Annotated in this window: 26 protein-coding genes; 11 read left to right on the top strand and 15 right to left on the bottom strand. The window is 60.7% G+C overall.

Translation table 11 applies throughout. The features are described 5' to 3' along the window. Positions 1 to 53: 53 nt before the first annotated feature. Positions 54 to 785 (bottom strand): bifunctional protein-disulfide isomerase/oxidoreductase DsbC, encoded by a 732-nt coding sequence (gene dsbC, locus PseAD21_RS21175; RefSeq protein ID WP_102357599.1) that lies wholly within the window; start codon positions 783 to 785, stop codon positions 54 to 56. 321 nt (positions 786 to 1,106) lie between these two features. Next, positions 1,107 to 2,003 carry a site-specific tyrosine recombinase XerD gene (gene xerD / locus PseAD21_RS21170; RefSeq protein ID WP_102357597.1) on the bottom strand — a complete coding sequence of 299 codons (897 nt, stop codon included), beginning with the start codon at positions 2,001 to 2,003 and terminating at the stop codon, positions 1,107 to 1,109. A 108-nt stretch (positions 2,004 to 2,111) separates the two neighbouring features. Between xerD and PseAD21_RS21165 the strand changes: the two genes are divergently transcribed. Next, positions 2,112 to 3,920 carry a sodium:proton antiporter gene (locus tag PseAD21_RS21165; RefSeq protein ID WP_102357595.1) on the top strand — a complete coding sequence of 603 codons (1,809 nt, stop codon included), beginning with the start codon at positions 2,112 to 2,114 and terminating at the stop codon, positions 3,918 to 3,920. Positions 3,921 to 4,038: 118 nt separating this feature from the next. Here PseAD21_RS21165 and PseAD21_RS21160 read toward each other — a convergent pair whose 3' ends face one another. The 6 genes from PseAD21_RS21160 to ffh all read right to left on the bottom strand — a co-directional run bounded on the left by PseAD21_RS21160 (position 4,039) and on the right by ffh (position 8,188). Then, the gene (locus PseAD21_RS21160) at positions 4,039 to 4,452 is read right to left on the bottom strand and encodes an acyl-CoA thioesterase (RefSeq protein ID WP_102357594.1); all 414 of its coding nucleotides are present in this window, start codon (positions 4,450 to 4,452) and stop codon (positions 4,039 to 4,041) included. 162 nt (positions 4,453 to 4,614) lie between these two features. After that, complete coding sequence (gene rplS, locus PseAD21_RS21155; RefSeq protein WP_003175895.1) at positions 4,615 to 4,965, bottom strand: 50S ribosomal protein L19; 351 nt, start codon at positions 4,963 to 4,965, stop codon at positions 4,615 to 4,617. A gap of 45 nt (positions 4,966 to 5,010) precedes the next feature. Beyond that, positions 5,011 to 5,763, bottom strand: coding sequence for a tRNA (guanosine(37)-N1)-methyltransferase TrmD (gene trmD / locus PseAD21_RS21150; protein ID WP_025112189.1), 753 nt, complete (start codon positions 5,761 to 5,763; stop codon positions 5,011 to 5,013). 3 nt (positions 5,764 to 5,766) lie between these two features. Then, on the bottom strand, positions 5,767 to 6,303 hold the full coding sequence (gene rimM, locus PseAD21_RS21145) for a ribosome maturation factor RimM (RefSeq protein ID WP_047292745.1): 537 nt from the start codon (positions 6,301 to 6,303) through the stop codon (positions 5,767 to 5,769). Between the two features lie 5 nt (positions 6,304 to 6,308). Further along, positions 6,309 to 6,560, bottom strand: coding sequence for a 30S ribosomal protein S16 (gene rpsP, locus PseAD21_RS21140; protein WP_003185073.1), 252 nt, complete (start codon positions 6,558 to 6,560; stop codon positions 6,309 to 6,311). Positions 6,561 to 6,811: 251 nt separating this feature from the next. Further along, entirely contained in the window at positions 6,812 to 8,188 is a 1,377-nt protein-coding gene (gene ffh, locus PseAD21_RS21135; RefSeq protein WP_102357592.1) for a signal recognition particle protein, read from the bottom strand. A gap of 195 nt (positions 8,189 to 8,383) precedes the next feature. On the opposite strand from ffh, the gene PseAD21_RS21130 reads away from it, so the two are divergent. From PseAD21_RS21130 to PseAD21_RS21120, 3 genes are all read left to right on the top strand, one after another. After that, positions 8,384 to 9,196 (top strand): inner membrane protein YpjD, encoded by an 813-nt coding sequence (locus tag PseAD21_RS21130; RefSeq protein ID WP_102357591.1) that lies wholly within the window; start codon positions 8,384 to 8,386, stop codon positions 9,194 to 9,196. A gap of 12 nt (positions 9,197 to 9,208) precedes the next feature. Continuing rightward, positions 9,209 to 10,441, top strand: coding sequence for an HlyC/CorC family transporter (locus tag PseAD21_RS21125; RefSeq protein WP_102357590.1), 1,233 nt, complete (start codon positions 9,209 to 9,211; stop codon positions 10,439 to 10,441). Positions 10,442 to 10,803: 362 nt separating this feature from the next. After that, the gene (locus PseAD21_RS21120) at positions 10,804 to 12,120 is read left to right on the top strand and encodes an MFS transporter (protein WP_102357588.1); all 1,317 of its coding nucleotides are present in this window, start codon (positions 10,804 to 10,806) and stop codon (positions 12,118 to 12,120) included. Between the two features lie 114 nt (positions 12,121 to 12,234). On the opposite strand, the gene purT is transcribed toward PseAD21_RS21120, so the two are convergent. From purT to PseAD21_RS21095, 5 genes are all read right to left on the bottom strand, one after another. Next, positions 12,235 to 13,416 carry a formate-dependent phosphoribosylglycinamide formyltransferase gene (gene purT, locus PseAD21_RS21115; protein WP_102357587.1) on the bottom strand — a complete coding sequence of 394 codons (1,182 nt, stop codon included), beginning with the start codon at positions 13,414 to 13,416 and terminating at the stop codon, positions 12,235 to 12,237. 99 nt (positions 13,417 to 13,515) lie between these two features. Further along, positions 13,516 to 13,983, bottom strand: coding sequence for a preQ0 transporter (locus tag PseAD21_RS21110; protein ID WP_102357585.1), 468 nt, complete (start codon positions 13,981 to 13,983; stop codon positions 13,516 to 13,518). 183 nt (positions 13,984 to 14,166) lie between these two features. Then, a complete protein-coding gene (locus PseAD21_RS21105; protein WP_102357584.1) occupies positions 14,167 to 14,382 on the bottom strand; it encodes a DUF1289 domain-containing protein in 216 nt (71 codons plus the stop codon). Further along, entirely contained in the window at positions 14,379 to 14,903 is a 525-nt protein-coding gene (locus PseAD21_RS21100) for a gamma carbonic anhydrase family protein (RefSeq protein ID WP_102357582.1), read from the bottom strand. Before PseAD21_RS21100 ends, PseAD21_RS21105 begins: the two co-directional genes overlap by 4 nt. A gap of 47 nt (positions 14,904 to 14,950) precedes the next feature. Beyond that, complete coding sequence (locus tag PseAD21_RS21095) at positions 14,951 to 15,550, bottom strand: CoA pyrophosphatase (RefSeq protein ID WP_007967803.1); 600 nt, start codon at positions 15,548 to 15,550, stop codon at positions 14,951 to 14,953. A 146-nt stretch (positions 15,551 to 15,696) separates the two neighbouring features. Here PseAD21_RS21095 and PseAD21_RS21090 point away from each other — a divergent pair, with 146 nt between their 5' ends. The 7 genes from PseAD21_RS21090 (at position 15,697) to nagE (ending at position 24,338) form a co-directional block, all read left to right on the top strand. Further along, positions 15,697 to 16,248: an NUDIX hydrolase gene (locus tag PseAD21_RS21090; RefSeq protein WP_025112180.1), complete on the top strand. Its 552-nt coding sequence runs from the start codon at positions 15,697 to 15,699 to the stop codon at positions 16,246 to 16,248. 49 nt (positions 16,249 to 16,297) lie between these two features. Next, positions 16,298 to 16,813, top strand: coding sequence for a murein L,D-transpeptidase family protein (locus PseAD21_RS21085; RefSeq protein WP_102357581.1), 516 nt, complete (start codon positions 16,298 to 16,300; stop codon positions 16,811 to 16,813). A gap of 330 nt (positions 16,814 to 17,143) precedes the next feature. After that, positions 17,144 to 17,875, top strand: coding sequence for a GntR family transcriptional regulator (locus PseAD21_RS21080; RefSeq protein WP_102357580.1), 732 nt, complete (start codon positions 17,144 to 17,146; stop codon positions 17,873 to 17,875). Positions 17,876 to 17,929: 54 nt separating this feature from the next. Next, on the top strand, positions 17,930 to 19,036 hold the full coding sequence (gene nagA, locus PseAD21_RS21075; protein ID WP_102357578.1) for an N-acetylglucosamine-6-phosphate deacetylase: 1,107 nt from the start codon (positions 17,930 to 17,932) through the stop codon (positions 19,034 to 19,036). Continuing rightward, on the top strand, positions 19,029 to 20,039 hold the full coding sequence (locus PseAD21_RS21070; RefSeq protein WP_102357577.1) for an SIS domain-containing protein: 1,011 nt from the start codon (positions 19,029 to 19,031) through the stop codon (positions 20,037 to 20,039). The genes nagA and PseAD21_RS21070 overlap by 8 nt, the downstream gene beginning before the upstream one ends. A gap of 34 nt (positions 20,040 to 20,073) precedes the next feature. Further along, complete coding sequence (gene ptsP, locus PseAD21_RS21065; RefSeq protein WP_102357575.1) at positions 20,074 to 22,587, top strand: phosphoenolpyruvate--protein phosphotransferase; 2,514 nt, start codon at positions 20,074 to 20,076, stop codon at positions 22,585 to 22,587. 35 nt (positions 22,588 to 22,622) lie between these two features. After that, positions 22,623 to 24,338 (top strand): N-acetylglucosamine-specific PTS transporter subunit IIBC, encoded by a 1,716-nt coding sequence (gene nagE, locus PseAD21_RS21060; protein WP_102357573.1) that lies wholly within the window; start codon positions 22,623 to 22,625, stop codon positions 24,336 to 24,338. A 51-nt stretch (positions 24,339 to 24,389) separates the two neighbouring features. Here the strand turns inward: nagE and PseAD21_RS21055 are convergent, their stop codons facing one another. Next, positions 24,390 to 24,836: a hypothetical protein gene (locus tag PseAD21_RS21055; RefSeq protein ID WP_102357572.1), complete on the bottom strand. Its 447-nt coding sequence runs from the start codon at positions 24,834 to 24,836 to the stop codon at positions 24,390 to 24,392. A 212-nt stretch (positions 24,837 to 25,048) separates the two neighbouring features. Then, entirely contained in the window at positions 25,049 to 25,411 is a 363-nt protein-coding gene (locus PseAD21_RS21050; RefSeq protein WP_053117409.1) for a DUF6124 family protein, read from the bottom strand. Between the last annotated feature and the right edge of the window lie 410 nt (positions 25,412 to 25,821).

Raw genomic sequence — 25,821 nt, 5'->3', positions numbered from 1 at the left:
CGGCGATGTTACCGCCGGACCATGATCGTCACGGCTGACCGTGACGATGCGAATTACTTGGCGCCCAATGCCAGTTTGGCGACTTGTGGCGCCGGCTGGTAGCCCGGAATGACTTGTCCGTCGGCCAAAACGATGGCCGGTGTGCCATTCACACCGATCGACTGACCGAGGGCGAACTGTTTGGAAACCGGGTTCGCGCATTTGGCGGCCTTGATTTCCTTGCCATCGACCATTTTGTCCATGGCGGCTTTCTTGTCGGTCGAGCACCACACGGCTTGCAGTTGCTCGTCACCCGGCGAACCCAGGCCCTGGCGCGGGAACGCAACATAACGCACTTCGATGCCGCGCTTGTTCAGCTCAGGCACTTCGGCGTGCAGCTTGTGGCAGTACGGGCAGGTGGTGTCGGTGAACACGGTGATGTGCGATTTGGTCTCGCCCACGGCCGGATACACCACGGTTTCGGCCACCGGAATGGCGTTGATCAATTTGGAAATGCCCAGGCGTTCGGTCTTCTCGGTCAGGTTGACCGGTTTACCGTCCTTGAGCTGGAACAGGTTGCCCTGAACGATGTACTGGCCATCGGCGCTGGCGTACAGCACGCGGCTGCCCTTGAGCTTGACTTCATACATGCCCGGCAACGGGCTGGCGCTGATGCTTTCTACCGGAACCTCGAGTTCGAGTTTTTCCAGGCTTTGACGAATGGCTTTGTCGGCCGCGTCATCGGCGACGGCAAAGGTGCTGACCAACGCAATGGCTGCGGCGGCGAAAATCTGGGTCAAACGCATGAGAACTCCTGAAGGCGGACAAATGAAACGGTCAGAACGCCCGTGCCGGAACACCGGGTCATAACCGTCCATCGTGCAAACCGGCAAAGCCTAACACATAAGGCTCGCAGGGCCGAATGCGCCTGACACAAGACACTCAAGGCCTAATGACACACAGTATTGTGGCGAGGGGATTTATCCCCGATGGGTTGCGAAGCAGCCCTGAAACCATCCACCGCCATCTATCAGGCAAAACGGAGCACGCCGGGCTTGGGGCTGCTGCGCAGCCATCGGAGATAAATCCCCTCACCACGGGTACACATTCCACCATTGGAGATTTCATCAGCCGCGCGGATGGTGTTTGGCGTGCAGGTCTTGCAGGCGAGCGCGGGCGACGTGGGTGTAAATCTGCGTGGTCGACAAATCGCTGTGCCCAAGCAGCATCTGCACCACGCGCAAATCCGCGCCATGGTTAAGCAGGTGCGTGGCAAACGCATGCCGAAGAGTATGCGGCGACAGCGACTTGCCGATCCCGGCAACCTTGGCCTGATGCTTGATGCGGTGCCAGAAGGTCTGGCGGGTCATCTGCTCGCCGCGCTGACTGGGGAACAACACATCGCTGGGGCGCCCGCCCAGCAGCTCGCTGCGGCCATCGCGCATGTAGCGCTCGATCCAGACAATCGCCTCCTCGCCCATCGGCACCAGCCGCTCCTTGCTGCCCTTGCCCATCACCCGCAATACGCCCTGTCGCAGGTTGACCTGCTCGAGGGTCAGGCTCACCAGCTCGGTCACCCGCAGACCGCAGGCGTACAGCACTTCAAGCATGGCGCGATCGCGCTGGCCGATGGCTTCGCTCAGGTCCGGTGCCTTGAGCAACGCCTCAACGTCGGCCTCCGAAAGAGACTTGGGCAGCGGTCGACCCAATTGCGGCATGTCGACGCGTAAGGTCGGATCGACGCTGATCATTTTTTCCCGCAGCAGATAGCGATAAAAGCCACGCACCCCCGAGAGAAATCGGGCGGTGGAACGCGGTTTGTAATTCTGCTCCAGACGCCAGGCCAGATGATCGAGGATCAACTCGCGACCGGCATTGATCAGCTCCAGGTTCTTCTCCTGCAGCCAGCCATTGAACAGGGCCAGATCGCTACGGTAGGCGCCACGGGTGTTGTCGGACAGGCCTTTTTCCAGCCACAGGGCGTCGAGGAATTGGTCAATCAGTGGATGGTCGATGGCAGGCATGGGCGCTCAAGACACGCAACCTCAGGGACTGCGCGCAAATGTAGAGTGAACTGTAGGAATGGACGCTAGTCTTTCATAGCCCGCAATTTCAAGGAACAGGGAGCATCAATGAACGAGCAGCAAATTCTATTGGCATTTGGCGGGATTGGCGCGGCGGCGCTGGGTTGCCAATGGCTGGCGTGGCGCCTGAAGCTGCCGGCGATTCTGTTTCTGTTACTGACGGGTATTCTGGTTGGCCCGATTCTGGGCTGGCTCGATCCGCAGGAAATGTTCGGGCCGCTGCTGATGCCGTTGGTGTCGCTGGCGGTGGCGCTGATTCTGTTTGAGGGCAGCCTGACGCTGCACCTGTCGGAATGGAAGGAGATCGGCAGCGTCGTCCATCGTCTGGTGACCATTGGCGCGATCTCGACCTGGATCGTCATCGCGGTCGCCACGCATTTCCTGCTCGGTTTCGACTGGATGCTGGCCATCCTGTTCGGCAGCCTGACACTGGTCACCGGCCCGACCGTGATCGTGCCGATGCTGCGCGTGGTGCGACCGAAAGCTTCGATCGCCAACATTCTGCGCTGGGAAGGCATTGTCATCGACCCGATCGGCGCCCTCCTCGCCGTGGTGGTCTACAGCTTCATCATCGCCAGCGCTGAAGGTCATGGCTTCAAGCAGAGTCTGTTCACCTTTGGCGGCGTGATTCTGTGCGGCGCGGTGTTCGGCATTGTCGGTGGCTGGCTGCTCGGTACGGTGATCCGCCGGCAATGGCTGCCGGAATACCTGCACAACCTCGCCTCGCTGGCCGCGGTGCTGGGGATTTTCATTGTCTCCAACGAGGTGATGCACGAGTCCGGCCTGCTGGCGGTGACATTGATGGGCATGTGGCTGGCGAATATGAAGGGCGTGGACGTGCGGCACATTCTGCACTTCAAGGAAAACCTCAGCGTGTTGCTGATTTCCGGGTTGTTCATTCTGCTGGCGGCACGCCTGGACCTGTACGCACTGATTGGACTGGGGCCGCTGGTACTGATTCTGCTGCTGGTTATTCAGTTGATCGCCCGTCCGCTGAACGTACTGCTCAGTACCGCCGGTTCCAGTCTGAGCTGGCGCGAACGCGCATTGCTGTGCTGGATCGCCCCGCGCGGGATAGTGGCGGCGGCGGTGTCGGCGATTTTCGCGATTCGTCTGCATGAAGCCGGACATGAAGGCGCCCTGCTGTTGGTGCCACTGACCTTTGCCGTGATCATCGGCACCGTGGTCCTGCAAAGCGCCACCGCACGACCACTGGCACGACTGCTGAAGGTCGCCGAACCGGCGCCAAGCGGCTTCCTGATCGTGGGTGCGAACGGCCCGGCGCGGGAGCTGGGCAAATCACTGCAGCAACTGGGCAGCCGCGTGCTGCTGACCGATTCGAGCTGGGAGAACATTCGCACGGCGCGTATGGAAGGTTTGCCGACGTATTTTGGCAATCCGGCCTCGCAGCACGCCGATGCGCATCTGGATCTGGTCGGGCTTGGGCATCTGCTGGCGCTGTCGCCGTCGGGTGAACTCAATACCTTGGCGGCGATGCGCTTTCGTCATGACTTCGGTCATCAGCGCTTGTTTGGCCTCGCCAGTGGTCACGAGAGCCGTCGCAGCGACAAACACCGGGCGAGCCTTGAGCATCGCGGCAATCAGCTGGGCAGCGAAGCATTTACCTACGCGAAGCTGGCGAGCCAGATGGGTCAGGGTGCCGAGCTTTACAGCACGACGCTGACCGATGGTTTCGGCTGGGAGGATTACCGCGCACTGCACGGCAATCGCGCGACCTTGCTGTTCATGCGCGATGACAGCGGCTGGGTGCATGTGGTGACGCCGGAGACGGCGGTGAAGCCTGGGGCGGGGTGGACGTTGCTGGCGTTGATTCAGCCGGAGGCCAGCGGCGCCTGATCTGACGCCTTCGCGAGCAAGCCCGCTCCCACAGGTGCTGTGCCGGACACAAATGTTGTGTTCGCCCCGATCACTGTGGGAGCGAGCTTGCTCGCGAAGGCTGCGGCGCGGCTTCAGATCAGGCCGCAAAACCCGGAAGCACCGGTACCGGTCGCTTGTCGTCATCAATGGCGACAAAGCTGAACTGCCCATGAATCGCTTTCTCACGACCATCACAGCTCATGCTTTCGACAAACACTTCCACCTCGACCTTGAGGCTGGTATTGCCAACCTTGATCACCCTTCCGACCAGCTCGACGATGGAGCCAGCCGGGATCGCGTGATTGAAGTCGATACGGTCGGTGGACACGGTTACCAGTGGCAAACGACAGAATCGCGTAGCGGTAATGAACGACACCTCATCCATCCACGCCAGCGCGGTACCACCGAACAGAGTGTTGTGATGGTTAGTGGTCGGAGGAAAGACAGCTTTGGTCACGCGAGTCACCGAGAGCTCGGTGCGGCGTTGAATTTCCTGGTCACGGATAGACATGTGAGATGACTCGTAAAAAGTAGACTGCAAATCGAAAACAAGATCAAAAGATCGACCGAACGCGGCCCGAGCCTTCGGCAGCTCCTAAAGGATGAGGGCAATTTATTGCAGGCAACAAAAAAGCAGCCCGTAGGCTGCTTTTTTCTGCATCGGAAGCTGGACTTAAGCCAGTTTTTCCTTGATGCGAGCTGCTTTACCCGACAGGTCGCGCAGGTAGTACAGCTTGGCTTTACGTACGTCACCGCGACGTTTAACAGCCATGCTGTCGATCTGCGGGGAGTAGGTCTGGAAAGTACGTTCTACGCCAACACCGTTGGAGATTTTACGAACGGTGAACGCACTGTTCACGCCGCGGTTACGCTTGGCGATTACAACGCCTTCGAACGCTTGCAGACGGGAACGATCGCCTTCCTTCACTTTCACCTGAACGACAATGGTGTCGCCCGGGGCAAAGGTAGGGATTTCTTTGGTCATCTGCTCTGCTTCGAGTGCAAGGATGATTTTGTTGGTCATGCTGTGCTCCTAAGGTAAATCAACTGATCTACCATCGATACGTTGTTAACTATCGTCCCGCTCGCGGATGTATTCCTCGAGCAGCTTCTTCTCTTCTCCAGAAAGCGAGCGGCTTTCCAGAAGATCGGCGCGTCGTTCATAAGTCCTGATAAGGGACTGCTGTAAACGCCAACGCCGGATATGCGCGTGATTGCCACTTAGCAACACGTCGGGAACACGCTGATCCGCATACACCTCAGGTCGGGTGTAGTGCGGGCAATCCAGCAGACCATCCGTAAAGGAATCTTCCTCAGCGGAATCCGCATGCCCTAAAGCTCCAGGCAGCAGTCGTGTAACCGCATCGATCATGACCATGGCCGGCAGCTCGCCGCCAGACAGTACATAGTCACCAATCGACCACTCTTCATCGACATGAGCCTCAATAAAGCGCTCGTCAATGCCTTCATAGCGGCCGGCAATCAGGATCAATGCATCCGATTGTGCCAACTCGCGTACCGCCGACTGAGTCAGTTGACGGCCTTGGGGGGACAGGTAAATCACCTTCGCCGCCTCCCCGGCTGCTGCCTTGGCCTGAACCAGAGCATCTTCCAGGGGCTTGATCTTCATCACCATGCCCGGACCACCGCCAAACGGGCGATCGTCCACAGTGTGATGCCGATCCGTCGTGTAATCCCGCGGGTTCCAACAGGTCAGCTGCAACAGCCCCTGTTTCACCGCTCGACTGGTAATGCCGTATTCACTGATGGCCGAGAACATCTCGGGGAACAACGTTATGACGTCTACGCGCAGGCTGGCCATTGCTTAGAAGTCCGCGTCCCATTCCACCCTCATCACGCCTGCATCCAGGTCGATTGTCAGCACGCATTGCTCTGTGTAGGGCAACAACCGCTCACGATCATCCAGGCTGCCCGCGCAGGGCTTGACCACCAATACATCGTTCGCGCCGGTCTCCAACAGGTGATCAACCTTGCCGAACAATTGCTCGTCCTGGTTGATGACGCTCAGACCCTGCAACTGGTACCAGTAGTACTCGTCGCCTGTCAGGTTGGGCAAAAGGCTTCGCGAGATGCAAATCTCATAACCGCTCAGAAGACGGGCTTCATCACGATCGTCGAGGCCTTTGAGCTTGGCAACCAGATCCTTTTGAGTGGATCGGCCGCTGACCAGCTCGACCTGCTTGACCACGCCTTCGCGCCGAAGCGTCCAGTTGCGGTAATCCAACAGGTTTTCAATCGGATCGGTAAAGGAAAAGACCTTCACCTCGCCGCGAACGCCGTGAACCGAAAAAATCTTGCCGACAACGATCAGGTCATCAGCTTTTTCTGGCGTCGCGCTCATACTGCTCAGGCTGCAGCCTTGGCAGATTCCTTCAGCAACTGAGCAACACGCTCAGAAGGCTGTGCACCAACGCTCAGCCAGTAGGCAACGCGCTCCTGGTTCACGGACAGACGGATTTCCTGACCACGGGCAACAGGGTTGAAGAAACCAACCTGTTCTTTGTGGGAGCCGTCACGCGGGTTACGCGAGTCGGTTACGGTCAGGTGGTAAAACGGGCGCTTTTTGGAGCCGCCAAGGGCAAGACGGATTGTTAGCATGTGAACATCGTTCCTGTAGTCGGTGCTGCAAATCTAAATGCACAGCGGGCATGGGTGCCCGAAAGGCCGCATATTCTAAGGAATATCCGGACTTTTGCAAATGACTTTTTCCGGCGCCTATGGCATGCCGTGCGGATTTGCATATAGAGCCGTCGATGAAAACGGCCAGTCAGCTCCCGCCGAGTGCGGGTTTGCTGTTGATCCCGCGTCCTTGCGGGGTCTGCGCCGGTGCGACGACCGGCGCAAATTCTTTACATCTTGGGCATGCCGCCGCCGGGCAACATTCCGCCCATGCCGCGCATCATTTTCGCCATTCCGCCCTTGGCGGAGAATTTCTTCATCATCTTTTGCATCTGCTTGTGCTGCTTGATCAAGCGACCGATGTCCTGCACCTGGGTACCGGAACCCATGGCGATCCGGCGTTTGCGCGAACCGCTGATCAGCTCAGGGTCGCGGCGCTCGGCCGGGGTCATGGAATTGATGATGGCTTCCATCTGTTTGAACTGCTTCTCTGCAGCGTTCTGGGCATTGCCCATCTGCGACAGGTTGACGCCGCCGATGCTCGGCAGCTTGTCCATGAGCCCACCGAGGCCGCCCATGTTCTTCATTTGTTGCAGCTGATCGCGGAAGTCTTCGAGGTCGAAGCCCTTGCCCTTCTTCAGCTTTTTAGCAAGCTTGTCGGCCTTGTCCTTGTCGAGGGTCGCTTCGGCCTGTTCGATCAGGCTGAGCACGTCGCCCATGCCGAGGATTCGCGAAGCGATACGCTCAGGATGGAACGGATCGAGCGCTTCGCTCTTCTCGCCCATACCGATGAACTTGATCGGCTTGCCGGTGATCGCGCGTACCGACAGTGCGGCACCGCCACGGGCGTCGCCGTCGACCTTGGTCAGGATCACACCGGTCAGTGGCAGCGCATCGCCGAAGGCCTTGGCCGTGTTGGCGGCGTCCTGACCGGTCATGGCGTCGACCACGAACAGGGTTTCGACCGGGTTGATCGCAGCGTGCAGCGCCTTGATCTCGCCCATCATCTCTTCGTCGATGTGCAGACGACCGGCGGTGTCGACGATGACCACGTCGATGAATTTCAGTTTTGCTTCTTTAATAGCCGCGTTGGCGATGTCGACCGGCTTCTGGCTCAGATCGGACGGAAAGAACGTCACGCCGATGTCGTTGGCCAGGGTTTCCAGCTGTTTGATCGCAGCCGGACGGTAGATGTCCGCCGACACCACCATCACCGACTTCTTCTTGCGCTCTTTAAGGAAGCGCGCGAGTTTGCCGGCGGTGGTGGTTTTACCGGCACCCTGCAGACCGGCCATCAGAATGACGGCAGGCGGCACGGCGCTCAGGTTCAGGTCTTCGTTGGCCGCGCCCATCAGGCTTTCGAGTTCGGCCTGGACGATCTTCACGAATGCCTGGCCCGGCGTCAGGCTGCGCGACACCTCGGTGCCGACAGCGCGCTCCTTGACCGAATTGACGAAGTCCTTGACCACCGGCAGCGCGACGTCGGCTTCGAGCAACGCCATGCGCACTTCGCGCAGGGTGTCTTTGATATTGTCTTCAGTCAGCTTCGCCTTGCCGGTGACATGGCGCAGCGTCTGCGAGAGACGGTCGGTTAAGTTTTCAAACATTGCGCGATCCTTTCAGGCCCTGTGTAGACCGGGATAATGGCGGCCCAGACCGGATTCAACATGTGCTCGGCGAGCCTGCGGCGTGGGCAGGTCGCGGATTATAGCGAAGACTGCGTCGGGCGGACACCTCGCACTTTCGTGGTGTGGCGGTTCTATGCCAAACTCAGCGCCTTTCGGGCCTGCCTAACAGGATTTATGCTCCCCTTGTCACCCAGTTTGCTGACTACCATCGCCGCCGCGCTTCTTTATGCCGCTGCGACCCTTTATCAGGGCACCCGCCTGGCCTCCGGCGCCAAGGCGAACAAGCGCCTGCTGGTTACGCTCGGCGTCCTTGCCGTGCTGGCCCACAGCGCCAGCCTGCTCACCCACCTGCTGACGCCGATCGGCCTGGGCCTGGATTTCTTCAGCGCCGCCAGCCTGATTGCCGCCGCGGTCATCGCCTTGACGCTGCTGGCCTGCTCGCGGATCCCGGTGGAAAACCTGCTGGTGCTGTTGTTCCCGCTGGGCGCGGCGACGGTGCTGCTGGCGCAGTTCGCGCCTGCCGGCACGGTGCAGATCATCGACGAAGAGCCGGGCATCCTCGCCCACATCCTGCTGTCGATCCTGGCTTACGGAATGTTCACCATCGCGGTATTCCAGGCCTTGCTGCTGCTGGTCCAGGATCACCAACTCAAGCACAAGCACCCGTCGGGCCTGATCAAGAACTTCCCGCCGCTGCAAACCATGGAAAGCCTGCTGTTCGGTTTCCTCTGGGCCGGCTGGACGCTGCTGTCGCTGTCGCTGATCTCCGGCTGGCTGTTCGTCGAAAACCTGTTCGCCCAGCATCTGGTGCACAAGACCCTGCTGGCATGCCTGGCCTGGGTCGTGTTCAGCGTGCTGTTGTGGGGTCGCAACCGCCTCGGCTGGCGCGGCCACAAGGCGATTCGCTGGACCCTCGCCGGTTTCTGCCTGCTGATGTTGGCGTATTTCGGCAGCAAACTGGTTCGTGAATACATCCTGCACATCTGACGGGCGGCATAAATGGACGGTTTGCCCATAGGGCCGATGCTCGCGGTATTTGTCCTGCTGATTTTATGGTCGGGGCTGTTTACCGCCGTCGAAATCGCGCAGCAGCACTTGCTCGCGCAACGCACCGCCTCGCGCGCCAGCGATAAACCGCTGGCGAAGCTGAGCTTCCCGCTCGACAGTCTGATCCTGTGCAACACCCTGTGCCGCGCCCTCGCGGTGGTCATTGCCACACTGCTGGCAATCTTCCTTTGCGAAGAAAACGGCCCGTGGGCCGCCTGCCTCGGCGCCGGTGCCGTGTTGCTGGTGTTTGCCGACTACTTTCCGCGCACCGTGGCCCAGCGCTATCCGGATGCAGTGCTGTCGTTCGGCAATACCCTGCTGGCCGTTCCGCTGAAGATTCTTTATCCGCTGGCCTGGCTGCTGAGCCGCATCAGCGGTTTGCTGCTGCGTCCCTTCGCCCGCAAGCCGCAAGTGGTGCAGCAAAGCGAAGACGAAGAACCTGCCGACCCGAACGACGACCCGGAGCATCCGTCTCGCACCCACCCGGTTTCCGGGATCCACGCGCTGGACAACATCACGGTCAACGACATTCTGGTGCCGCGCAGCGATGTCGACGGCATCAACCTCGACGACTCGATCGAAGAGATCGTCGAACAACTGCGCCACAACAAGCGCACGCGCCTGCCGGTGTTCCACAGCGACATCAACCAGGTCGAAGCGGTACTCAACACCCGGCAGATCCGCCATCTGCTCAACGATGGCCAACTGACCCGCGAAGCGCTGCTGGCCGCCAGCTACGAACCGTACTTCGTCCCGGAAAGCACGCCGCTGCAACTGCAACTGCTGAATTTCCACAAGCAGCAACGCCGCTTGGGCATGGTGGTGGACGAGTACGGCGAAGTGCTGGGCATCGTCACCCTGGAAGACATTCTCGAAGAAATCGTCGGCGAATTCGAAAGCGAGCACAGCCTCGACAACCCGCACATCCATCCGCAGGCCGACGGGCGTATGGTGATCGACGGCACCGCGTCAATTCGCGAACTGAACAAATGCCTGGGCTGGCATTTGCCGAGCGACGGGCCGAAAACCCTCAACGGCCTGGTGACCGAGGCGCTGGAGACCATTCCGGACAGCGCGGTGTGTCTGAAGATCGGGCGTTACCGACTGGAGATTCTCGAGACCGAGGACAACCGGGTGAGCAAGGTGTTGATCTGGCATACGAGCGCGGTGCCCGCCAAGGTTTAAGCGCTTTTGTGGCGAGGGAGCTTGCTCCCGCTGGGTTGCGAAGCAGCCCTGGCTTTTGATTTACCCATAGATTCATGCGGCCGCTGCGCGCCCGAGCGGGAGCAAGCTCCCTCGCCACAGAAAGCCCGACAGCAGCGATCTTTGCTCTTGTTCATTCGTTAGCCCCCTTCCTATAATCCAGACGCTTACCCAAGCGCCGCCGAGCCCTGTGCTTACCCCGCACGCCAACGGTTTCGGTAATTTTCCGCATCACCCCGACGACTGTTCCTACTCGAAACAGCGCTCGCGTCTCATCCCACATCCCTGGGTGCTCGACCATAATAATTCGCTCCAACGGAGCCATGACTGTCAGGGATCACCGCATGACGACCAGTACCGCTTACAGCGCCACCGCGCCTGCCCAGCCGACCAACTCCGCCACCCGCGTGGCAACGGCGAGTTTCATCGGCACCGCCATCGAGTTCTACGACTTCTACGTTTACGCCACGGCCGCCGCACTGGTGATCGGGCCGGTGTTCTTTCCGCAGACCTCTGGCACGGCGCAGATGCTCTCGGCATTTCTCACCTTCGGCATCGCCTTCCTCGCCCGACCGCTGGGGTCGGCATTGTTCGGCCACTTCGGTGACCGCATCGGGCGCAAATCGACGCTGGTGGCCTCGCTGTTGCTGATGGGCGTGTGCACCACGCTGATCGGCGTGCTGCCGGGTTACGACAGCATTGGCGCCTGGGCACCGATTCTATTGTGCGTATTACGCTTTGGTCAGGGGCTGGGCTTGGGCGGCGAATGGGGTGGCGCGGCGTTGCTGGCGACGGAGAATGCGCCCAAGGGCAAGCGGGCGTGGTTCGGCATGTTTCCGCAGCTTGGCCCGTCGATCGGCTTTCTTGCAGCCAACGGCCTGTTCCTGACCCTGGCCATGACCCTCAACGACGAGCAGTTCCGCAGTTGGGGCTGGCGGATTCCGTTTCTGCTCAGCGCGGCACTGGTGATGGTTGGCCTGTATGTACGTTTGAAACTTCACGAAACGCCGGTATTTGCCAACGCCATCGCCCGTCAGGAGCGAGTGAAGGTGCCGCTGGTCGAGCTGTTCAGCCAGTACTGGGCGCCCACCCTGCTCGGCGCAGCGTCGATGGTGGTGTGCTATGCGCTGTTTTATATCTCAACGGTGTTTTCCCTGAGCTACGGCGTGTCCACCCTCGGCTACAGCCGTGAGACGTTTCTTGGACTGCTGTGTTTTGCCGTGCTGTTCATGGCCGCGGCAACGCCGTTGTCCGCCTGGGCCAGCGACCGTTACGGGCGCAAACCGGTGCTGGTCGTTGGCGGCGTGCTGGCGATTCTGTCCGGTTTCCTGATGGAGCCGTTGCTGACACAGGGCTCGACCTGGGGCGTGGCGCTGTTCCTGTGCATCGAGCTGTTCCTGATGGGTGTGACGTTTGCCCCGATGGGCGCGCTGCTGCCGGAACTGTTTCCGACCCACGTGCGCTATACCGGCGCATCGGCCGCTTACAACCTGGGCGGGATCGTCGGCGCCTCGGCGGCTCCGTTCTTCGCGCAGAAACTGGTGGCGATGGGTGGTTTGAGTTATGTCGGCGGGGATGTGTCGGCGGCAGCGGTGCTCAGCCTGATTGCTGTGCTGTGCCTGAAGGAAACGCGCAATAACGATCTGAATCAGGTTGCCTGATAGATCGCTATCGCGGGCAAGCCCGCTCCCACAGGGTTCTCTGTTGATCACAAATTTTGTGCACAACCAAAAAATCTGTGGGAGCGGGCTTGCCCGCGATGGACGCGACTCGGTTTAGAGTTCTACGACAACAGCCTGAGACGCACGGGTCGCTTTCGCACGCGCTGCCTCAATCGACTCATCCCGCGCCAACGCCACGCCCATCCGGCGCTGACCATTGACTTCAGGCTTGCCGAACAGACGCAATGCCGTATCCGGCTCGCTCAACGCAGCGCCAAGGTTGGCGAACGCGGTCTGGGTCGACTGCCCTTCCACCAGAATCACTGCCGAAGCCGAAGGGCCGAACTGACGGATCAGCGGCACCGGCAGACCGAGAATGGCGCGCGCGTGCAAGGCGAACTGCGACAGGTCCTGGGAAATCAGGGTCACCAGACCGGTGTCATGCGGGCGCGGCGAGACTTCGCTGAACCACACCTGATCACCCTTGATGAACAGCTCGACGCCGAACAGCCCGCGACCACCCAAGGCCTCGGTCACGGCTTTGGCCACGCGCTCGGACTCAGCCAGAGCAATCGGGCTCATGGCTTGCGGCTGCCAGGATTCCTGATAGTCGCCCTTCTCCTGACGGTGACCGACCGGTGCGCAGAACGTGGTGCCGCCGATGTGGCGCACGGTCAGCAGAGTGATTTCGTAGTCGAAATCGATGAAGCCTTCGATGATCACCCGACCTTTGCCGGCGCGACCGCCCTCTTGCGCGTAATCCCAGGCTTTCTGCACGTCATCGGCGCTGCGCAGCAGGCTCTGGCCTTTGCCCGACGAGCTCATGACCGGCTTGACCACGCACGGGAAACCCAGATCCTGCACGGCTTTGCTGTAGTCCTCGAAGGTGTCGGCAAAGTGGTACGGCGAGGTCGGCAGGTCCAGCTCTTCAGCGGCCAGACGACGGATGCCTTCACGGTTCATGGTCAGCTGTGCGGCGCGCGCGGTCGGGATCACGGTGAAGCCTTCGGCTTCCAGCTCGACCAGCGTGGCGGTGGCGATGGCTTCGATTTCCGGCACGATGAAGTGCGGCTTCTCGGCTTCGATTACCGCACGCAGCGCGGCGCCGTCGAGCATGTTGATCACGTGGCTGCGATGGGCAACCTGCATGGCCGGCGCCTTGGCGTAACGGTCGACGGCAATCACTTCAACGCCCAGGCGTTGCAGCTCGATCACCACTTCCTTGCCCAGCTCACCACAGCCACACAGCAATACGCGGGTCGCGGTCGGCGACAATGGAGTTCCGATACGGGTCATCTCAGGTCCTCAAAGAAGCGGATCATCGAGGAAAGCAACGCCAGACGCGCTTTCCATGGGGAGAAAGCGCGGCATTTTACATGAACCGCAGGGTTTGGCTTAGCTGGCGACAGCCTGTTTGCGCTCGCGCCAGGCCATGATCAGCCAAACGGCAGTGACACCAGCGAACTTCGAGACCAGCGCGGTGATGATCACCGGTGGCGTCATCAGGTCGATCATGCCGAAAAAGATGAAGGTATCGAGCGGAATGCTCAGCGCCGAGCTGATCCACAAGCGGTCACGCAGCGGGCGTTTGGTGACGCTGAACACTAGCCAGTCGATGCATTCGGAGATCGCGAACGCCGTGGCGCTGGCCAGGGCGATGGACGGATCGGACGTAACGTAAGACAACACCAGTGCCACCAACATTGCCGCAATGGCACCGTGGCCGAAGCGGGTCTGCACCATGTCGCGCAACACGAACACCAGCCCGCCCCAGGCCGACCAGATGATGTCCAGGTGTGGAGCGGTGGAGAAGGCGAAGTTGATCAGCACGACGCTGCTGATGTAGGCGATGAGGAAAATCATGGAAGCGACCTTTCAGATTGGCGCACAGGTTACTTCAGGCTGGGAGTTGGGCCAATAAGAAGTCGCGACTGTGCCGGCCTCTTCGCGAGCAAGCCCGCTCCCACACTGGATCTTCAGTGAATCCGAATGGCGGGGCAGGCACAGATCAAATGTAGGAGCGGGCTTGCTCGCGAAGGTGTCGTCTCAGACGCCAGATTTCCCGGGGATCATCCACACCAACCCACTCGCCTTCGCTCGCTCATGACACAGGCCAAGCACCACCCGCCGCTCGTCGTTGGTCATGCGGCCCCAACGGGTGATCTCCTCGACCGTGCGCTGGCAGCCGGTGCAAATATCGTCCTCATCCAGTGCGCAGATATTCACGCACGGCGAGGCGACGGGTCTTTCGGGTGCGTTCATTCTTCTTGCTCGACCAGATCACGCGCGTAACGCTGCGAGTTATGCACATAGTGAGCGGCGCTGGCTTCGAGCATTTTCTTCTGCGGCTCGGTCAGTTCACGCACGACCTTGCCCGGCGAGCCCATCACCAGCGAGCCATCAGGGATTTCCTTGCCTTCGCCGATCAGCGAATTGGCGCCGATGATGCAGTTCTTGCCGATCTTTGCACCGTTGAGAATCACCGCGTTGATGCCGATCAGGCTGTAATCGCCGACGGTACAGCCATGCAGCATGGCGTTGTGGCCGATGGTCACACCGGTGCCGATGGTCAACGGGTAGCCCATGTCGGTGTGCATCACCGTGCCGTCCTGGACATTGCTGTTCTTGCCGATCAGGATCAGTTCGTTGTCGCCGCGCAACACGGCGTTGAACCAGACGTTGGCGCCCTCTTCCAGTCTGACCTTGCCCACCAGCACGGCATTGGGGGCGACCCAGCTCTGCGGGTGGGCGTCGACGCGGGCGTCACCCAGGCGGTATTTCATCTTGTTTTCCTCAGGGCTCACGATGACGGGCCATTCGAGCGATGGCTTCAGGTATTGATATAGCTTTTAGGGGGATGGTGCAGGCTGATCTGTTCGTCATAGAGCAGGTTGATCAGCTCGACGATCATGATCGCCGTCAGCCCCCAGATCTTGAATTCACCGTAACGATAACTCGGCACGTACCAACTGCGGCCCTGGTAATCGATACGGTGTGTATGTTCACGCGGGTCTTTGCGGAAGAACTCCAGCGGCACATTGAAGACTGCAGCGATCTCGGCATCGTTGGCCTGGTACTCGACAAAGTCCGGGATCACTCCGACATAAGGCGTGACCTTGATGCCATGCAACGAAATCAGCGGGCTGAGCGGGCCGATGACCTCGACCAGCCCCGGCGGCAGACCGATTTCTTCCTCGGCTTCGCGCAGTGCAGTGAAAATCAGGTCAGGGTCTTCCGGGTCACGGCGCCCGCCGGGGAACGCCACTTCGCCGCCATGGGTCGAGAGGCCGCTGGCGCGCAGGGTCAGCACCAGCTCGGGCTCGTCACTGCGGGTGATCGGCACCAGAACAGCGGCCTCGGGGAAACGTTTATCGGTCTCCAGCGTGCGCGGTGTGTGGTTGCTTACCCTATGCAGTAGCTCGTCCAGCATGAGTGTTCTCGATCTGTGCCTTACCCTGCATCATGCACCAATCATTGCAGCCGCCCAAGCCCTTCGCCAGGCCATGTCGCGAAACGACAACTTGCCGACCGGCACCGCTGCACGCCAAGATAGGCGCAGCATTCAGGAACCCCAGCATGAAATTTTGCAGCCAGTGCGGCAACCCGGTGACCCAGCGCATTCCCGAAGGCGATTCGCGGCTGCGATTTGTCTGTGATAGCTGTCAGACCATTCACTATCAAAACCCCAATATCGTCGCCGGTTGTGTCGCGACCTGGGGCCGTCAGGTGCTGCTCTGCCGCCGCGCCATCGAGCCACGGCTCGGCTACTGGACGCTGCCTGCCGGTTTCATGGAAAACGGCGAGACCATCGAGCAGGCCGCGATTCGCGAAACCGCCGAGGAAGCCTGCGCCCGGGTGCGCAACCTGAGCATCTATACGCTGATCGACGTGCCGCACATCAGCCAGGTGCATGTGTTTTTCCGCGCAGAACTGGCGGACCTGGACTTTGCCGCCGGCCCCGAGAGCCTCGAAGTACAACTATTCGACGAAGCCGACATTCCCTGGGACGAGCTGGCTTTCCGCACGGTGGGGCGTACCTTAGAATGCTTCTTCGCTGACCGCCGCGCCGAAACCTACCCGGTTCGCTCCGAATCGATACCGCCGCTGGCTCAGCCTGCCATCACCTGAAAGCGTCCATAACTAAAATATCTGCGTCACTCCCTGGGGAATCGTTTCAATGCGCTGGTTGCTTGCCCTGCTTTGCCTGTCGTTCGCCACGGTCTCACAAGCGTCCTTCGTGACCACCGTGACGCCCTCGAATACGCCGCTGATCGAAAAAATACTGGTGCTCAAATCGGCGCACCAACTGCAGTTGATTGCCGATGGAAAGCCGATCAAGACCTATCGCATCTCCCTGGGCAAGGGCGCGAAAAAAGGTCCGAAACTGATCGAAGGCGACAAACGCACCCCGGAAGGTTTCTATTGGATCGACTGGCGCAAGGTCAGCGACAAGTTCAATCTGGCGATGCACATCTCCTATCCGAACATCAGCGATTCGGCGCGCGCCCGGCGTGAAGGCGTCGAGCCTGGCGGGATGATCATGATCCACGGCACCCCGGATTCGGAAGAAACGCCTGAAGACCTGTTCCATACCCTGGACTGGACCGACGGCTGCATCGCCATGCGCAACATGGACATGCGTGAGGTCTGGGGCCTGGTGCCGGACGGCACGATGATCGAGATTCGCCCTTAACCTGTGGCAACGTTTCGCTAAATCCCCTCGCCACAAAGTGCTCTTTCAGCCATTACCGTCGGTCGGCGATAAAAAATAAATCAAAAGATCGCAGCCTGTGGCCGCGCCTTCAGGGTTGATACCACTTCCCACTGAAGGCGCGGCCACAGGCTGCGATCTTTTGCGTTCTGCATGCCACCTCTAATACCACTTCAAGACAACCTACCCACAGCCCGCCATTTCATTGGGCTACAGGCCAATTCCTCGCGTTGACATGGTATTCAAGTGGTATTAATTTCCGCCCCACAAGCGAGCCACAACAATCCTATACTCGCGTCGGAAATGACCTACATGAACGACCTCCAGGCCCTACGCCCAGATGACTCCCAGCCGACGCCGCTGTACCTGCAGCTGGCGCGCAACCTGGAATCGGCGATCCATGCCGGGCAGTGGAAGGCCGAGCAGGCGATGCCGTCCGAGCGCAACCTCAGCGAGCAGCTCGGTATCTCCCGGGTCACCGCCCGCAAGGCCCTGGAAGTGCTGCTCGATCAAGGTCTGATCCGCCGCCTGCAAGGTTCCGGCACATTCATCACGCCACGCCTGGAACAACCACTGTCGCGCCTCTCCGGTTTCAGCGAAATGCTCCGCCTCAAGGGTTTCGTCCCCAGCTCGCAGTGGCTGGAGCGCGAAGTCACCCTGCCGACTCACGAAGAACTGATCCGCCTCAGCCTGTCGCCGAACGACAAGGTCGCGCGCATGAAGCGTCTGCGCAAAGCCGATGACACCGTCATGGCCATCGAGATGAGTACCCTGCCCGCCTCGATCATGCCCAAGCCGCAATTGGTCGGCGATTCACTCTACGAATACCTCGACGGCATCGGTAAACCGATCGTCCGCGCCCTGCAGCACATCCAGGCGATCAACGCCTCGGACGAGTTCGCCGCGCTGGTCGGCATCGCTCCCGGCACCGCCATGCTGCTGATGACCCGAGTCGGCTATCTGGAAGACAACACGCCGATCGAAGTCACCGACACCTATTGCCGCAACGACTACTACGACTTTGTTGCAGAGCTTCGTAGATAAAAACTTCGTAGATAACGAGCTGCGCCGCTGAGGCGGCCCAAAGCGAGAACCGAAATGTCTGAAGACAACATCCTCACCGCCAGCGGCTGGGTTCGCGGCCGGCTGATCCACGAACACGGCAAAATCGTGTCGATCGAAGGCGTGCCTTGCGATCCGGCCGACAATGACCTGCCCTATCTGCTGCCGGGTTTCATCGACCTGCACGTCCACGGCGGTGGCGGCAAAGACATCATGGAAGGCGCGAGCGCCTTCGAGACCATCACCAGGACCCACGTGCGTTTCGGCACCACCTCGCTGCTGGCCACCACCATGACCGCACCGAGCGCCGAGATCTCCAGCGTGTTGAGGGCGGTCGGAGAATTCTGCGAACAGCGTCCGAAAGGTACCGCGCGCGTCCTCGGCGTGCACCTCGAAGGCCCGTACATCAATCCTGGCAAACTCGGTGCGCAACCGAACTTCGCTCACACCGCGTTGATGGCCGAAGTCGAAGGATACCTGGCGCTGGCGCCGATCCGGGTGATCACCATCGCCCCGGAAATCGCCGGTCACGACGCCTTGATCCGCGAGTTGAGCAACCGTGGCGTGCGCATGCAGATCGGCCACACCCTTGGCAGTTACGAAGAAGGTGTCGCTGCACTCGATGCCGGCGCGACCAGTTTCACCCACCTCTACAACGCCATGAGCCCGCTGCATCACCGCGAGCCGGGGATCGTTGGCGCCGCACTGGCCCACGCCAAATTCGCCGAGCTGATCCCCGACTTGCTGCACGTGCACCCCGGCGCCATTCGTGTGGCCCTGCGCTCGATCCCGTGCCTGTATTGCGTCACCGATTCGACCGCTGCCGCCGGCATGCCCGACGGTGAATACAAGCTTGGTAGCCACACCGTGACCAAATGCCTGGGCGGCGTGCGCCTGCCCGACGGCACCTTGGCCGGCAGCACCCTGACCATGGATCAGGCCCTGCGCAACCTGGTGAAGATCGGTTTGCCGATCGCCGAAGCCTCGCAACGTCTTTCGCAATTTCCCGCCGATTACCTCGGCATCACCGAACGCGGGCGCCTTGCAGCTGGCGCCTGGGCCGACTGCGTGCGGCTGGATCGCTCACTCACACTGACCGCCGTCATGGTCGAAGGAGAAGACATTGACTTCAAAAATGCTTGAAGAGGCGCTGTCCTCGTTCGAGGCCGTGCAAGCCCAACTGCAACAGCTCGACCCGCAAATGATCGAGATCGCCGGGCGCCTGTGCCGTCAGCCACCGCAAGTGGCGATGACCGTCGCCCGCGGCAGCTCCGACCACGCGGCGAGCTACTTCGCCTACCTGACCATGCAGCAACTGGGTGTACCGGTGGCGTCGTTGCCGATGTCGGTGGTGACCATGCAGCAGGCGCCGTTGAAGGTCAGCGGTCAGGTGGCGTTTGCGTTTTCGCAATCGGGTCAGAGCCCGGATCTGGTCAACAGCCTGCGTCTGTTGCGCAAGCGCGGCGCGCTGAGTGTTTCGATGGTCAACGCGGCTGATTCGCCACTGGAAGCCGCGTGTGAATTCAGCCTGCCGTTGCTGGCCGGCACCGAAAGCAGCGTCGCCGCGACCAAAAGTTTTATCGCCACCCTCAGCGCCAGCGCCCGCCTGATCGCGCACTGGAAAGAAGACAGCGAACTGCTGCAAGCACACAACGCCCTGCCCGAAGGCCTGCGCGAAGCCGCGCAACAGGACTGGAGCGTGGCCATCGAAGCCCTGCGCGATTGCGAACGCCTGATGGTTATCGGCCGTGGCGCCGGTTTTGCAATCGCCCAAGAGGCTGCACTGAAATTCAAGGAAACCTCGGCGATTCAGGCTGAAGCGTTCAGCAGCGCCGAAGTCCGTCACGGCCCGATGGCCCTGATCGACGAGCACTACCCGCTGCTGGTGTTCGCGCCACGCGGTGCCGAGCAGGCCGGACTGATCAGCCTCGCGGCGGAAATGCGTCAACGCGGCGCCCGCGTGTTGCTGGCCGCACCGGACGATGTGACTGAACGCGACCTGACCCTGAGCCGCGCCGAACACCCGGCCCTCGACCCGATTCTGGCGATCCAGAGTTTCTACGTGATGGCCGCAGGCCTGGCCGTGGCCCGGGGCATGGACCCGGATCAGCCGCGCCACCTGAGCAAAGTGACCCGCACGCACTAAGTCCGAATGATTGCAGACCTGATGAGACCGAGCCATGCACAACAACAATAAAGAGCTGACCCTCAGCGCCCCGCTCAGCGGCCCGGTGCTCACGCTCGCCAAAGTCCCGGACGCGGTGTTCGCCAGCGGCGCCATGGGCGACGGCATTGCCATCGATCCGATCAACGACACACTGTACTCGCCGTGCGCCGGAGTGATCATTCACGTCGCGCGCACCGGCCACGCGCTCACTGTACGCGCCGACAACGGCGCGGAAATCCTCCTGCATCTGGGCCTCGACACCGTTGAGTTGAACGGTGAGGGCTTCTCGATGCTGGTCAAGGAAGGTGGTCGAGTAACCAAGGGTCAGCCGCTGTTGCGCTATGACCTGGACAAGGTCGGCCAGCAATGCAAAAGCCTCGTCAGCCTGTTGATCCTGACCAACAGTCAGGATTTTCAGGTGCGGCCGATCACGCTTAAAGCGGTGAAGGTTGGCGAGCCGTTGCTGCACATCATCGCACGCACCGGTTTGGCGGCGAATGCTGAAGCCGTCGACGGGCCGCAGGTTCATGGTCATGTGTTGGTGGCTCATCGTGGCGGTCTGCATGCGCGCCCCGCTGCGCTGATTCGCCAGACCGCACAAGGCTTCAAGAGCCGGTCGCAGTTGTACTTCGCCGGTAAATCGGCACCGTGCAACAGCCTGATCGGGCTGATGGGGTTGGCCGTCGGTGAGCGGGACGAAGTGCAGGTCAGCTGTCAGGGACCGGATGCCGAAGCCGCGCTGCAAGCGTTGCTCAGCGCGTTGGCCACCGCCCTGCCCGAGGACCATCACGCCGCCGCCCCGGTCAGCGCTGCACCGCGCAAACGTCCGACCGAGGCTGGCGTGTTGCAGGGTGTGTGCGCCGCGCCGGGACTGGTCGGCGGGCCGCTGTTTCGCCTGAACGCGATCCACCTGCCAGCCGATGCGGGCAATCACGATCCGCTGGTGCAAGAGCAGGTTCTTGAGTCGGCGTTGAATCAGGTTCGCAACGAAATCCACGCCACACTCGTCCAAGCGAAAAAGCACAAGAACACCGACGAAGAAGCGATCTTCGCTGCGCATCTGGCACTGCTCGAAGACCCGGCCCTGCTCGACGCCGCGCAGCAGTCCATCGAGCAAGGCACGGCGGCGACTCACGCCTGGAGTCAGTCGATCGATGTGCAGTGCGAAGTGCTGCAACACACCGGCAGTGCACTGTTGGCCGAACGCGCCAACGACCTGCGCGACCTCAAGCAACGCGTGCTGCGCGCATTGCTTGGCGAAGCCTGGCATTACGACGTGCCGGCCGGCGCCATCGTTGCTGCGCATGAACTGACGCCGTCGGATCTGCTGCAACTCAGCGCCCAGGGTGTCGCCGGGCTGTGCATGGCCGAGGGCGGCGCGACGTCGCACGTAGCGATTCTGGCGCGGGGCAAGGGTCTGCCGTGCATGGTTGCGTTGGGTTCGGCTTTGCTCGATCAGCCGCAAGGGCAGTCGGTGGTGCTGGATGCTGACGGCGGTCGCCTTGAACTGACCCCGAGCGCCGAACGTCTGGCCGAAGTTCAGCAGGCACAAATCGACCGCCAGCAACGCCGCGATGCACAACAAGCCAAGGCGCACCTGCCCGCCGAAACGCGCAATGGCGTGGCGATCGAAGTGGTTGCCAACGTCGCTTCAAGTGCTGAAGCAGCCGACGCGTTTGCCAACGGTGCCGACGGTGTCGGTCTGCTGCGCACCGAGTTTTTGTTCGTTGATCGCCAAACGGCGCCGGACGTTGAAGAACAGCGCGTCGCCTATCAAGCCGTGCTCGATGCGATGGGCGACAAATCGGTGATCATCCGCACCATCGACGTCGGTGGCGATAAACAACTCGACTACCTGCCGCTGCCCGCCGAAGCCAACCCGGTACTCGGCCTGCGTGGTATTCGCCTGGCCCAGGCCCGTCCGGAAATCCTCGATCAGCAACTGCGCGCGCTGCTGCAAGTCAGCCCGTTGCAGCGTTGCCGGATCCTGCTGCCAATGGTCACCGAGGTCGATGAACTGCGGCACATCCGTCAGCGCGTCGATGCGCTGTGCCTGGAACTGAACATCAGCCAGCGCCCGGAAATCGGCGTGATGATCGAAGTCCCGGCCGCCGCGCTACAAGCCGAGCAACTGGCTGAACACGCCGACTTCCTGTCGATCGGCACCAACGACCTGTCGCAATACACCTTGGCCATGGATCGCGATCACGCAGGCCTCGCCGCCCGGGTCGATGCCCTGCACCCAGCGCTGCTGCGCCTGATCGCCATGACCTGTGCAGGCGCGGCGGTGCACAAGCGCTGGGTCGGCGTCTGCGGCGCGCTCGCCTCCGATCCGCTGGCAACACCAGTGCTGATCGGCCTGGGCGTGACTGAACTGTCGGTCAGCCCGGTGCAGATCGGTGAAATCAAGGATCGCGTGCGCCAGTTGCACGAGGCCGAATGCCAACGCCTCAGTCATGACCTGCTCAAACTGAACAGCGCCGCTGCGGTTCGTCACGCCTGCCACCAGCATTGGCCTCTGCACTAACAACAAGCTCTCTATAAAGAGCAGGGAGAAGCACCATGTACCAACTCTTCATCGAAGGCCTGCAACGCCTCGGCCGCGCGCTGATGCTGCCGATCGCGATCCTGCCGATTGCCGGTCTGCTGCTGCGTCTGGGTGACACCGACCTGCTGAACATCGCGATCATTCACGATGCCGGCCAGGTGATCTTCGCCAACCTGGCGATGATCTTCGCCATCGGTATCGCCGTCGGCTTCGCCAAGGACAACAACGGCACCGCTGGTCTGGCCGGGGTGATCGGTTATCTGGTGATGATCTCCACGCTCAAGGTGCTCGACGCGAGCATCAACATGGGCATGCTCGCCGGGATCGTCAGCGGCCTCATGGCTGGCGCGCTGTACAACCGTTTCAAGGACATCAAACTGCCGGAGTATCTGGCATTCTTTGGTGGCCGGCGGTTTGTACCGATCGTCACCGGGTTTGCAGCGGTCGGTCTGGGCGTGGTGTTCGGCTACATCTGGCCGCCGATCCAGCACGGCATCAATAGCTTCGGCACCCTGATGATGGAAAGCGGCAGCTTCGGCGCCTTCGTCTTCGGCGTGTTCAACCGCTTGCTGATCGTCACCGGCCTGCACCACATCCTCAACAACATGGCGTGGTTCGTCTTCGGCAACTTCACTGATCCAACGACCGGCGCTCTGGTGACGGGTGACCTGTCGCGCTACTTCGCTGGCGATCCAAAGGGCGGCCAGTTCATGACCGGCATGTTCCCGATGATGATCTTCGGCCTGCCCGCCGCGTGCCTGGCGATGTACCGCAACGCCCTGCCGGAACGCCGCAAAGTCATGGGCGGGATTTTCCTGTCGATGGCCCTGACTTCGTTTTTGACCGGGGTGACTGAACCGATCGAGTTCGCCTTCATGTTTTTGGCGCCCTTGCTGTATCTGCTGCATGCGCTGCTGACCGGGTTGTCGATGGCGATTACCAATGCGCTGAACATCCACTTGGGCTTTACCTTCTCTGGCGGCTTCATCGACATGGTGTTGGGTTGGGGACGCTCGACCAATGGCTGGCTGGTGATTCCGGTGGGACTGGCCTATGCCGTGGTGTATTACGCGGTGTTTGATTTCTGCATTCGTCGCTTCAATCTGAAAACGCCGGGGCGTGAAGATGTTGCGACGGCCGACAAGGCTGTTCTCACCGAGAACGAGCGCGCTGCGGCCTACATCAAGGCACTCGGTGGCGCAGAGAATCTGGTGACGGTGGGTGCGTGCACCACCCGTCTGCGCCTGGAAATGGTTGATCGCAACAAGGCTTCCGACGCTGACTTGAAGGCACTGGGCGCGATGGCCGTGGTACGCCCGGGCAAGGGCGGCAGCTTGCAGGTGGTGGTTGGGCCATTGGCCGACAGCATCGCCGACGAAATCCGCCTCGCCATGCCGGCGCTGGGGCGTGCGTTGGTGGCTGCGCCTGCGGTGGTGGTCGAGGAATCGAAAGCTGCGGTGGTCGCTGCACCGGAAGCCCAACAATGGCTGACTGCCCTGGGCGGTAGCGAGAATGTGCTGCAGTTGGACTGCATCGCCCTGACCCGCATTCGCCTGCAACTGGCCGATGGTAAAGCGTTGTCCGAAGCTCAGTTGAAAGAGCTGGGTTGCCAGGGTGTCAGCCCGTTGGAAGGTGGGGTGTGGCATTTGTTGGTGGGTGACAAGGCTGCAAGTTTGAGTGGGGCACTAGAAGCGCTGGTCAATCGCAGTGAGGTCAGCGCCAAGGTTTAATCAACACAAAAACCCGGCTTAGGCCGGGTTTTTATCGCCGACAAATTCAGCTCAGGATGAATGCTGTTCCGCTTGGTAATGGCGGGTCTGAAACGGCATCAGCGTTTGAACCTTCAATCCAAGGCTTTCTGCTAATCCCCAGGAGACGGCCAATTCGTCTTTGCGATTGCGTAATGAAACCTTGGTTGGAGGCGCGACATACTGCTTCGGCGTCGAGTGCGCGAAAAGCTCCAACGCATGAAGCGTTTCCAGCACGCGGGTATCCGAGACACACGAGAAACGCGTAAAGCGCTCCAGCAGATAGGCGGCGCGGCGACGTTCAATGTCATCGCTATGATGTTTCAGAAAGGCCTTCACCTCGCTTTCAACATTTGAATCCGAGTACCAGACTTCTTTCGCAGCACTCACCAGTGCTACGTCGTCGGCCTGATTCAGAGGGCTTCTGACGAGAGTGTCTAACGCGGATGAGAGGACGTGAGCGTCATTCACCTTCGGCATCTGCTTTCTCCAGATAGTCTTGCAGCTTAGATAGAAGAGCTTCGCGAGCAGGCTCGCTCCCACAGTTTTAGTTGTGTTGAGGCTTCGAGAATCGGTTGACTTTCAGGCCGTCATCGCTGGCAAGCCAGGCTCCCACTGGTTCTTCACTGATCTCAAAATCGTGCACGACTTTGTGGGAGCCAGCCTGCTGGCGATGAACGATGACGCGGTCGTCAGGTTTGTGGATCGACTCGATCCAGTGCGCGGTTTACTGCGAGTTCGGCGAGCATGATGATTTGCTGGATGGCCAGTGCCGTGCTGCGTTGCAAGCCGCCGAGTTCGGTTGCGAAGTTGCTGGCCATGGCGTTGGCTGAGGCCAACGATTCACAGGCGTGGGCGAGCAGGCTTTCGGTGTCGACGCTGGGGTGGACGAGGAACATCGTGCTCGGTTGTCGGGGTTTGGCGGGTTCAGGGCTGAGGTAGAAATCGAGGGCGCGTTTGATGGCTTCGCGGTTTTTTGCCAAGTCTTCGGCGCGGATGGCGGCTTCGAGTGGGGTGGTGGTTTCGGGGGGTGGATCGGGGATCAGTTTGTCCATCGAACAAGTCCTTAAAGTTTGCAGCCACTTGCTCCCGATCTCACTCGAAGAAGAGGTGGCAGCCATGTACGGAGTGAGATCACCGATAGAACCCCAAAACCGGCCGGACCGAAGTCCGCCCGCACATAGCCGCCATAAGGAATTGCTGACAGCGTTAGCTGGCCGCAATTATGGGGGCACTTGTCTGGGGATCCAAATCGGGTATCTCACCTCCCGGTCGCTGAATTGGCAGCGACAGGCAAAGACTAGAGAGCGGGCGTCCGACGGACAACCTGAAAACCTTGTGGGAAGGTTCTGCTATTTCTACACATATCTAAACAGACCAAAGCAAACCCTCACCCTAGCCCTCTCCCAGAGGGAGAGGGGACTGACCGAGGTGTTTGGTGGATGTACGCCGACGTGAAATACCG

Source organism: Pseudomonas sp. AD21, from assembly GCF_002878485.1.
In the GTDB taxonomy this organism is placed as follows: Bacteria; Pseudomonadota; Gammaproteobacteria; order Pseudomonadales; family Pseudomonadaceae; genus Aquipseudomonas.
This window is presented reverse-complemented; position numbering and strand designations above follow the sequence as displayed.

What these genes read in the sequence shown, in the direction of transcription:
- PseAD21_RS21130 (WP_102357591.1), top strand. Translation starts at nt 8,384, where the DNA reads ATGCTCCCCTTGTCACCCAGTTTGCTGACTACCATCGCCGCCGCGCTT.
- PseAD21_RS21080 (WP_102357580.1), top strand. Translation starts at nt 17,144, where the DNA reads ATGAACGACCTCCAGGCCCTACGCCCAGATGACTCCCAGCCGACGCCG.
- dsbC (WP_102357599.1), bottom strand. Translation starts at nt 785, where the DNA reads ATGCGTTTGACCCAGATTTTCGCCGCCGCAGCCATTGCGTTGGTCAGC.
- PseAD21_RS21110 (WP_102357585.1), bottom strand. Translation starts at nt 13,983, where the DNA reads ATGATTTTCCTCATCGCCTACATCAGCAGCGTCGTGCTGATCAACTTC.
- PseAD21_RS21090 (WP_025112180.1), top strand. Translation starts at nt 15,697, where the DNA reads ATGAAATTTTGCAGCCAGTGCGGCAACCCGGTGACCCAGCGCATTCCC.
- PseAD21_RS21095 (WP_007967803.1), bottom strand. Translation starts at nt 15,550, where the DNA reads ATGCTGGACGAGCTACTGCATAGGGTAAGCAACCACACACCGCGCACG.
- rimM (WP_047292745.1), bottom strand. Translation starts at nt 6,303, where the DNA reads ATGAGCGCGACGCCAGAAAAAGCTGATGACCTGATCGTTGTCGGCAAG.
- nagA (WP_102357578.1), top strand. Translation starts at nt 17,930, where the DNA reads ATGTCTGAAGACAACATCCTCACCGCCAGCGGCTGGGTTCGCGGCCGG.
- PseAD21_RS21120 (WP_102357588.1), top strand. Translation starts at nt 10,804, where the DNA reads ATGACGACCAGTACCGCTTACAGCGCCACCGCGCCTGCCCAGCCGACC.
- PseAD21_RS21100 (WP_102357582.1), bottom strand. Translation starts at nt 14,903, where the DNA reads ATGAAATACCGCCTGGGTGACGCCCGCGTCGACGCCCACCCGCAGAGC.
- purT (WP_102357587.1), bottom strand. Translation starts at nt 13,416, where the DNA reads ATGACCCGTATCGGAACTCCATTGTCGCCGACCGCGACCCGCGTATTG.
- PseAD21_RS21050 (WP_053117409.1), bottom strand. Translation starts at nt 25,411, where the DNA reads ATGGACAAACTGATCCCCGATCCACCCCCCGAAACCACCACCCCACTC.
- ptsP (WP_102357575.1), top strand. Translation starts at nt 20,074, where the DNA reads ATGCACAACAACAATAAAGAGCTGACCCTCAGCGCCCCGCTCAGCGGC.
- ffh (WP_102357592.1), bottom strand. Translation starts at nt 8,188, where the DNA reads ATGTTTGAAAACTTAACCGACCGTCTCTCGCAGACGCTGCGCCATGTC.
- PseAD21_RS21085 (WP_102357581.1), top strand. Translation starts at nt 16,298, where the DNA reads ATGCGCTGGTTGCTTGCCCTGCTTTGCCTGTCGTTCGCCACGGTCTCA.
- nagE (WP_102357573.1), top strand. Translation starts at nt 22,623, where the DNA reads ATGTACCAACTCTTCATCGAAGGCCTGCAACGCCTCGGCCGCGCGCTG.
- PseAD21_RS21165 (WP_102357595.1), top strand. Translation starts at nt 2,112, where the DNA reads ATGAACGAGCAGCAAATTCTATTGGCATTTGGCGGGATTGGCGCGGCG.
- trmD (WP_025112189.1), bottom strand. Translation starts at nt 5,763, where the DNA reads ATGGCCAGCCTGCGCGTAGACGTCATAACGTTGTTCCCCGAGATGTTC.
- PseAD21_RS21055 (WP_102357572.1), bottom strand. Translation starts at nt 24,836, where the DNA reads ATGCCGAAGGTGAATGACGCTCACGTCCTCTCATCCGCGTTAGACACT.
- rplS (WP_003175895.1), bottom strand. Translation starts at nt 4,965, where the DNA reads ATGACCAACAAAATCATCCTTGCACTCGAAGCAGAGCAGATGACCAAA.
- xerD (WP_102357597.1), bottom strand. Translation starts at nt 2,003, where the DNA reads ATGCCTGCCATCGACCATCCACTGATTGACCAATTCCTCGACGCCCTG.
- PseAD21_RS21160 (WP_102357594.1), bottom strand. Translation starts at nt 4,452, where the DNA reads ATGTCTATCCGTGACCAGGAAATTCAACGCCGCACCGAGCTCTCGGTG.
- PseAD21_RS21125 (WP_102357590.1), top strand. Translation starts at nt 9,209, where the DNA reads ATGGACGGTTTGCCCATAGGGCCGATGCTCGCGGTATTTGTCCTGCTG.
- rpsP (WP_003185073.1), bottom strand. Translation starts at nt 6,560, where the DNA reads ATGCTAACAATCCGTCTTGCCCTTGGCGGCTCCAAAAAGCGCCCGTTT.
- PseAD21_RS21105 (WP_102357584.1), bottom strand. Translation starts at nt 14,382, where the DNA reads ATGAACGCACCCGAAAGACCCGTCGCCTCGCCGTGCGTGAATATCTGC.
- PseAD21_RS21070 (WP_102357577.1), top strand. Translation starts at nt 19,029, where the DNA reads ATGCTTGAAGAGGCGCTGTCCTCGTTCGAGGCCGTGCAAGCCCAACTG.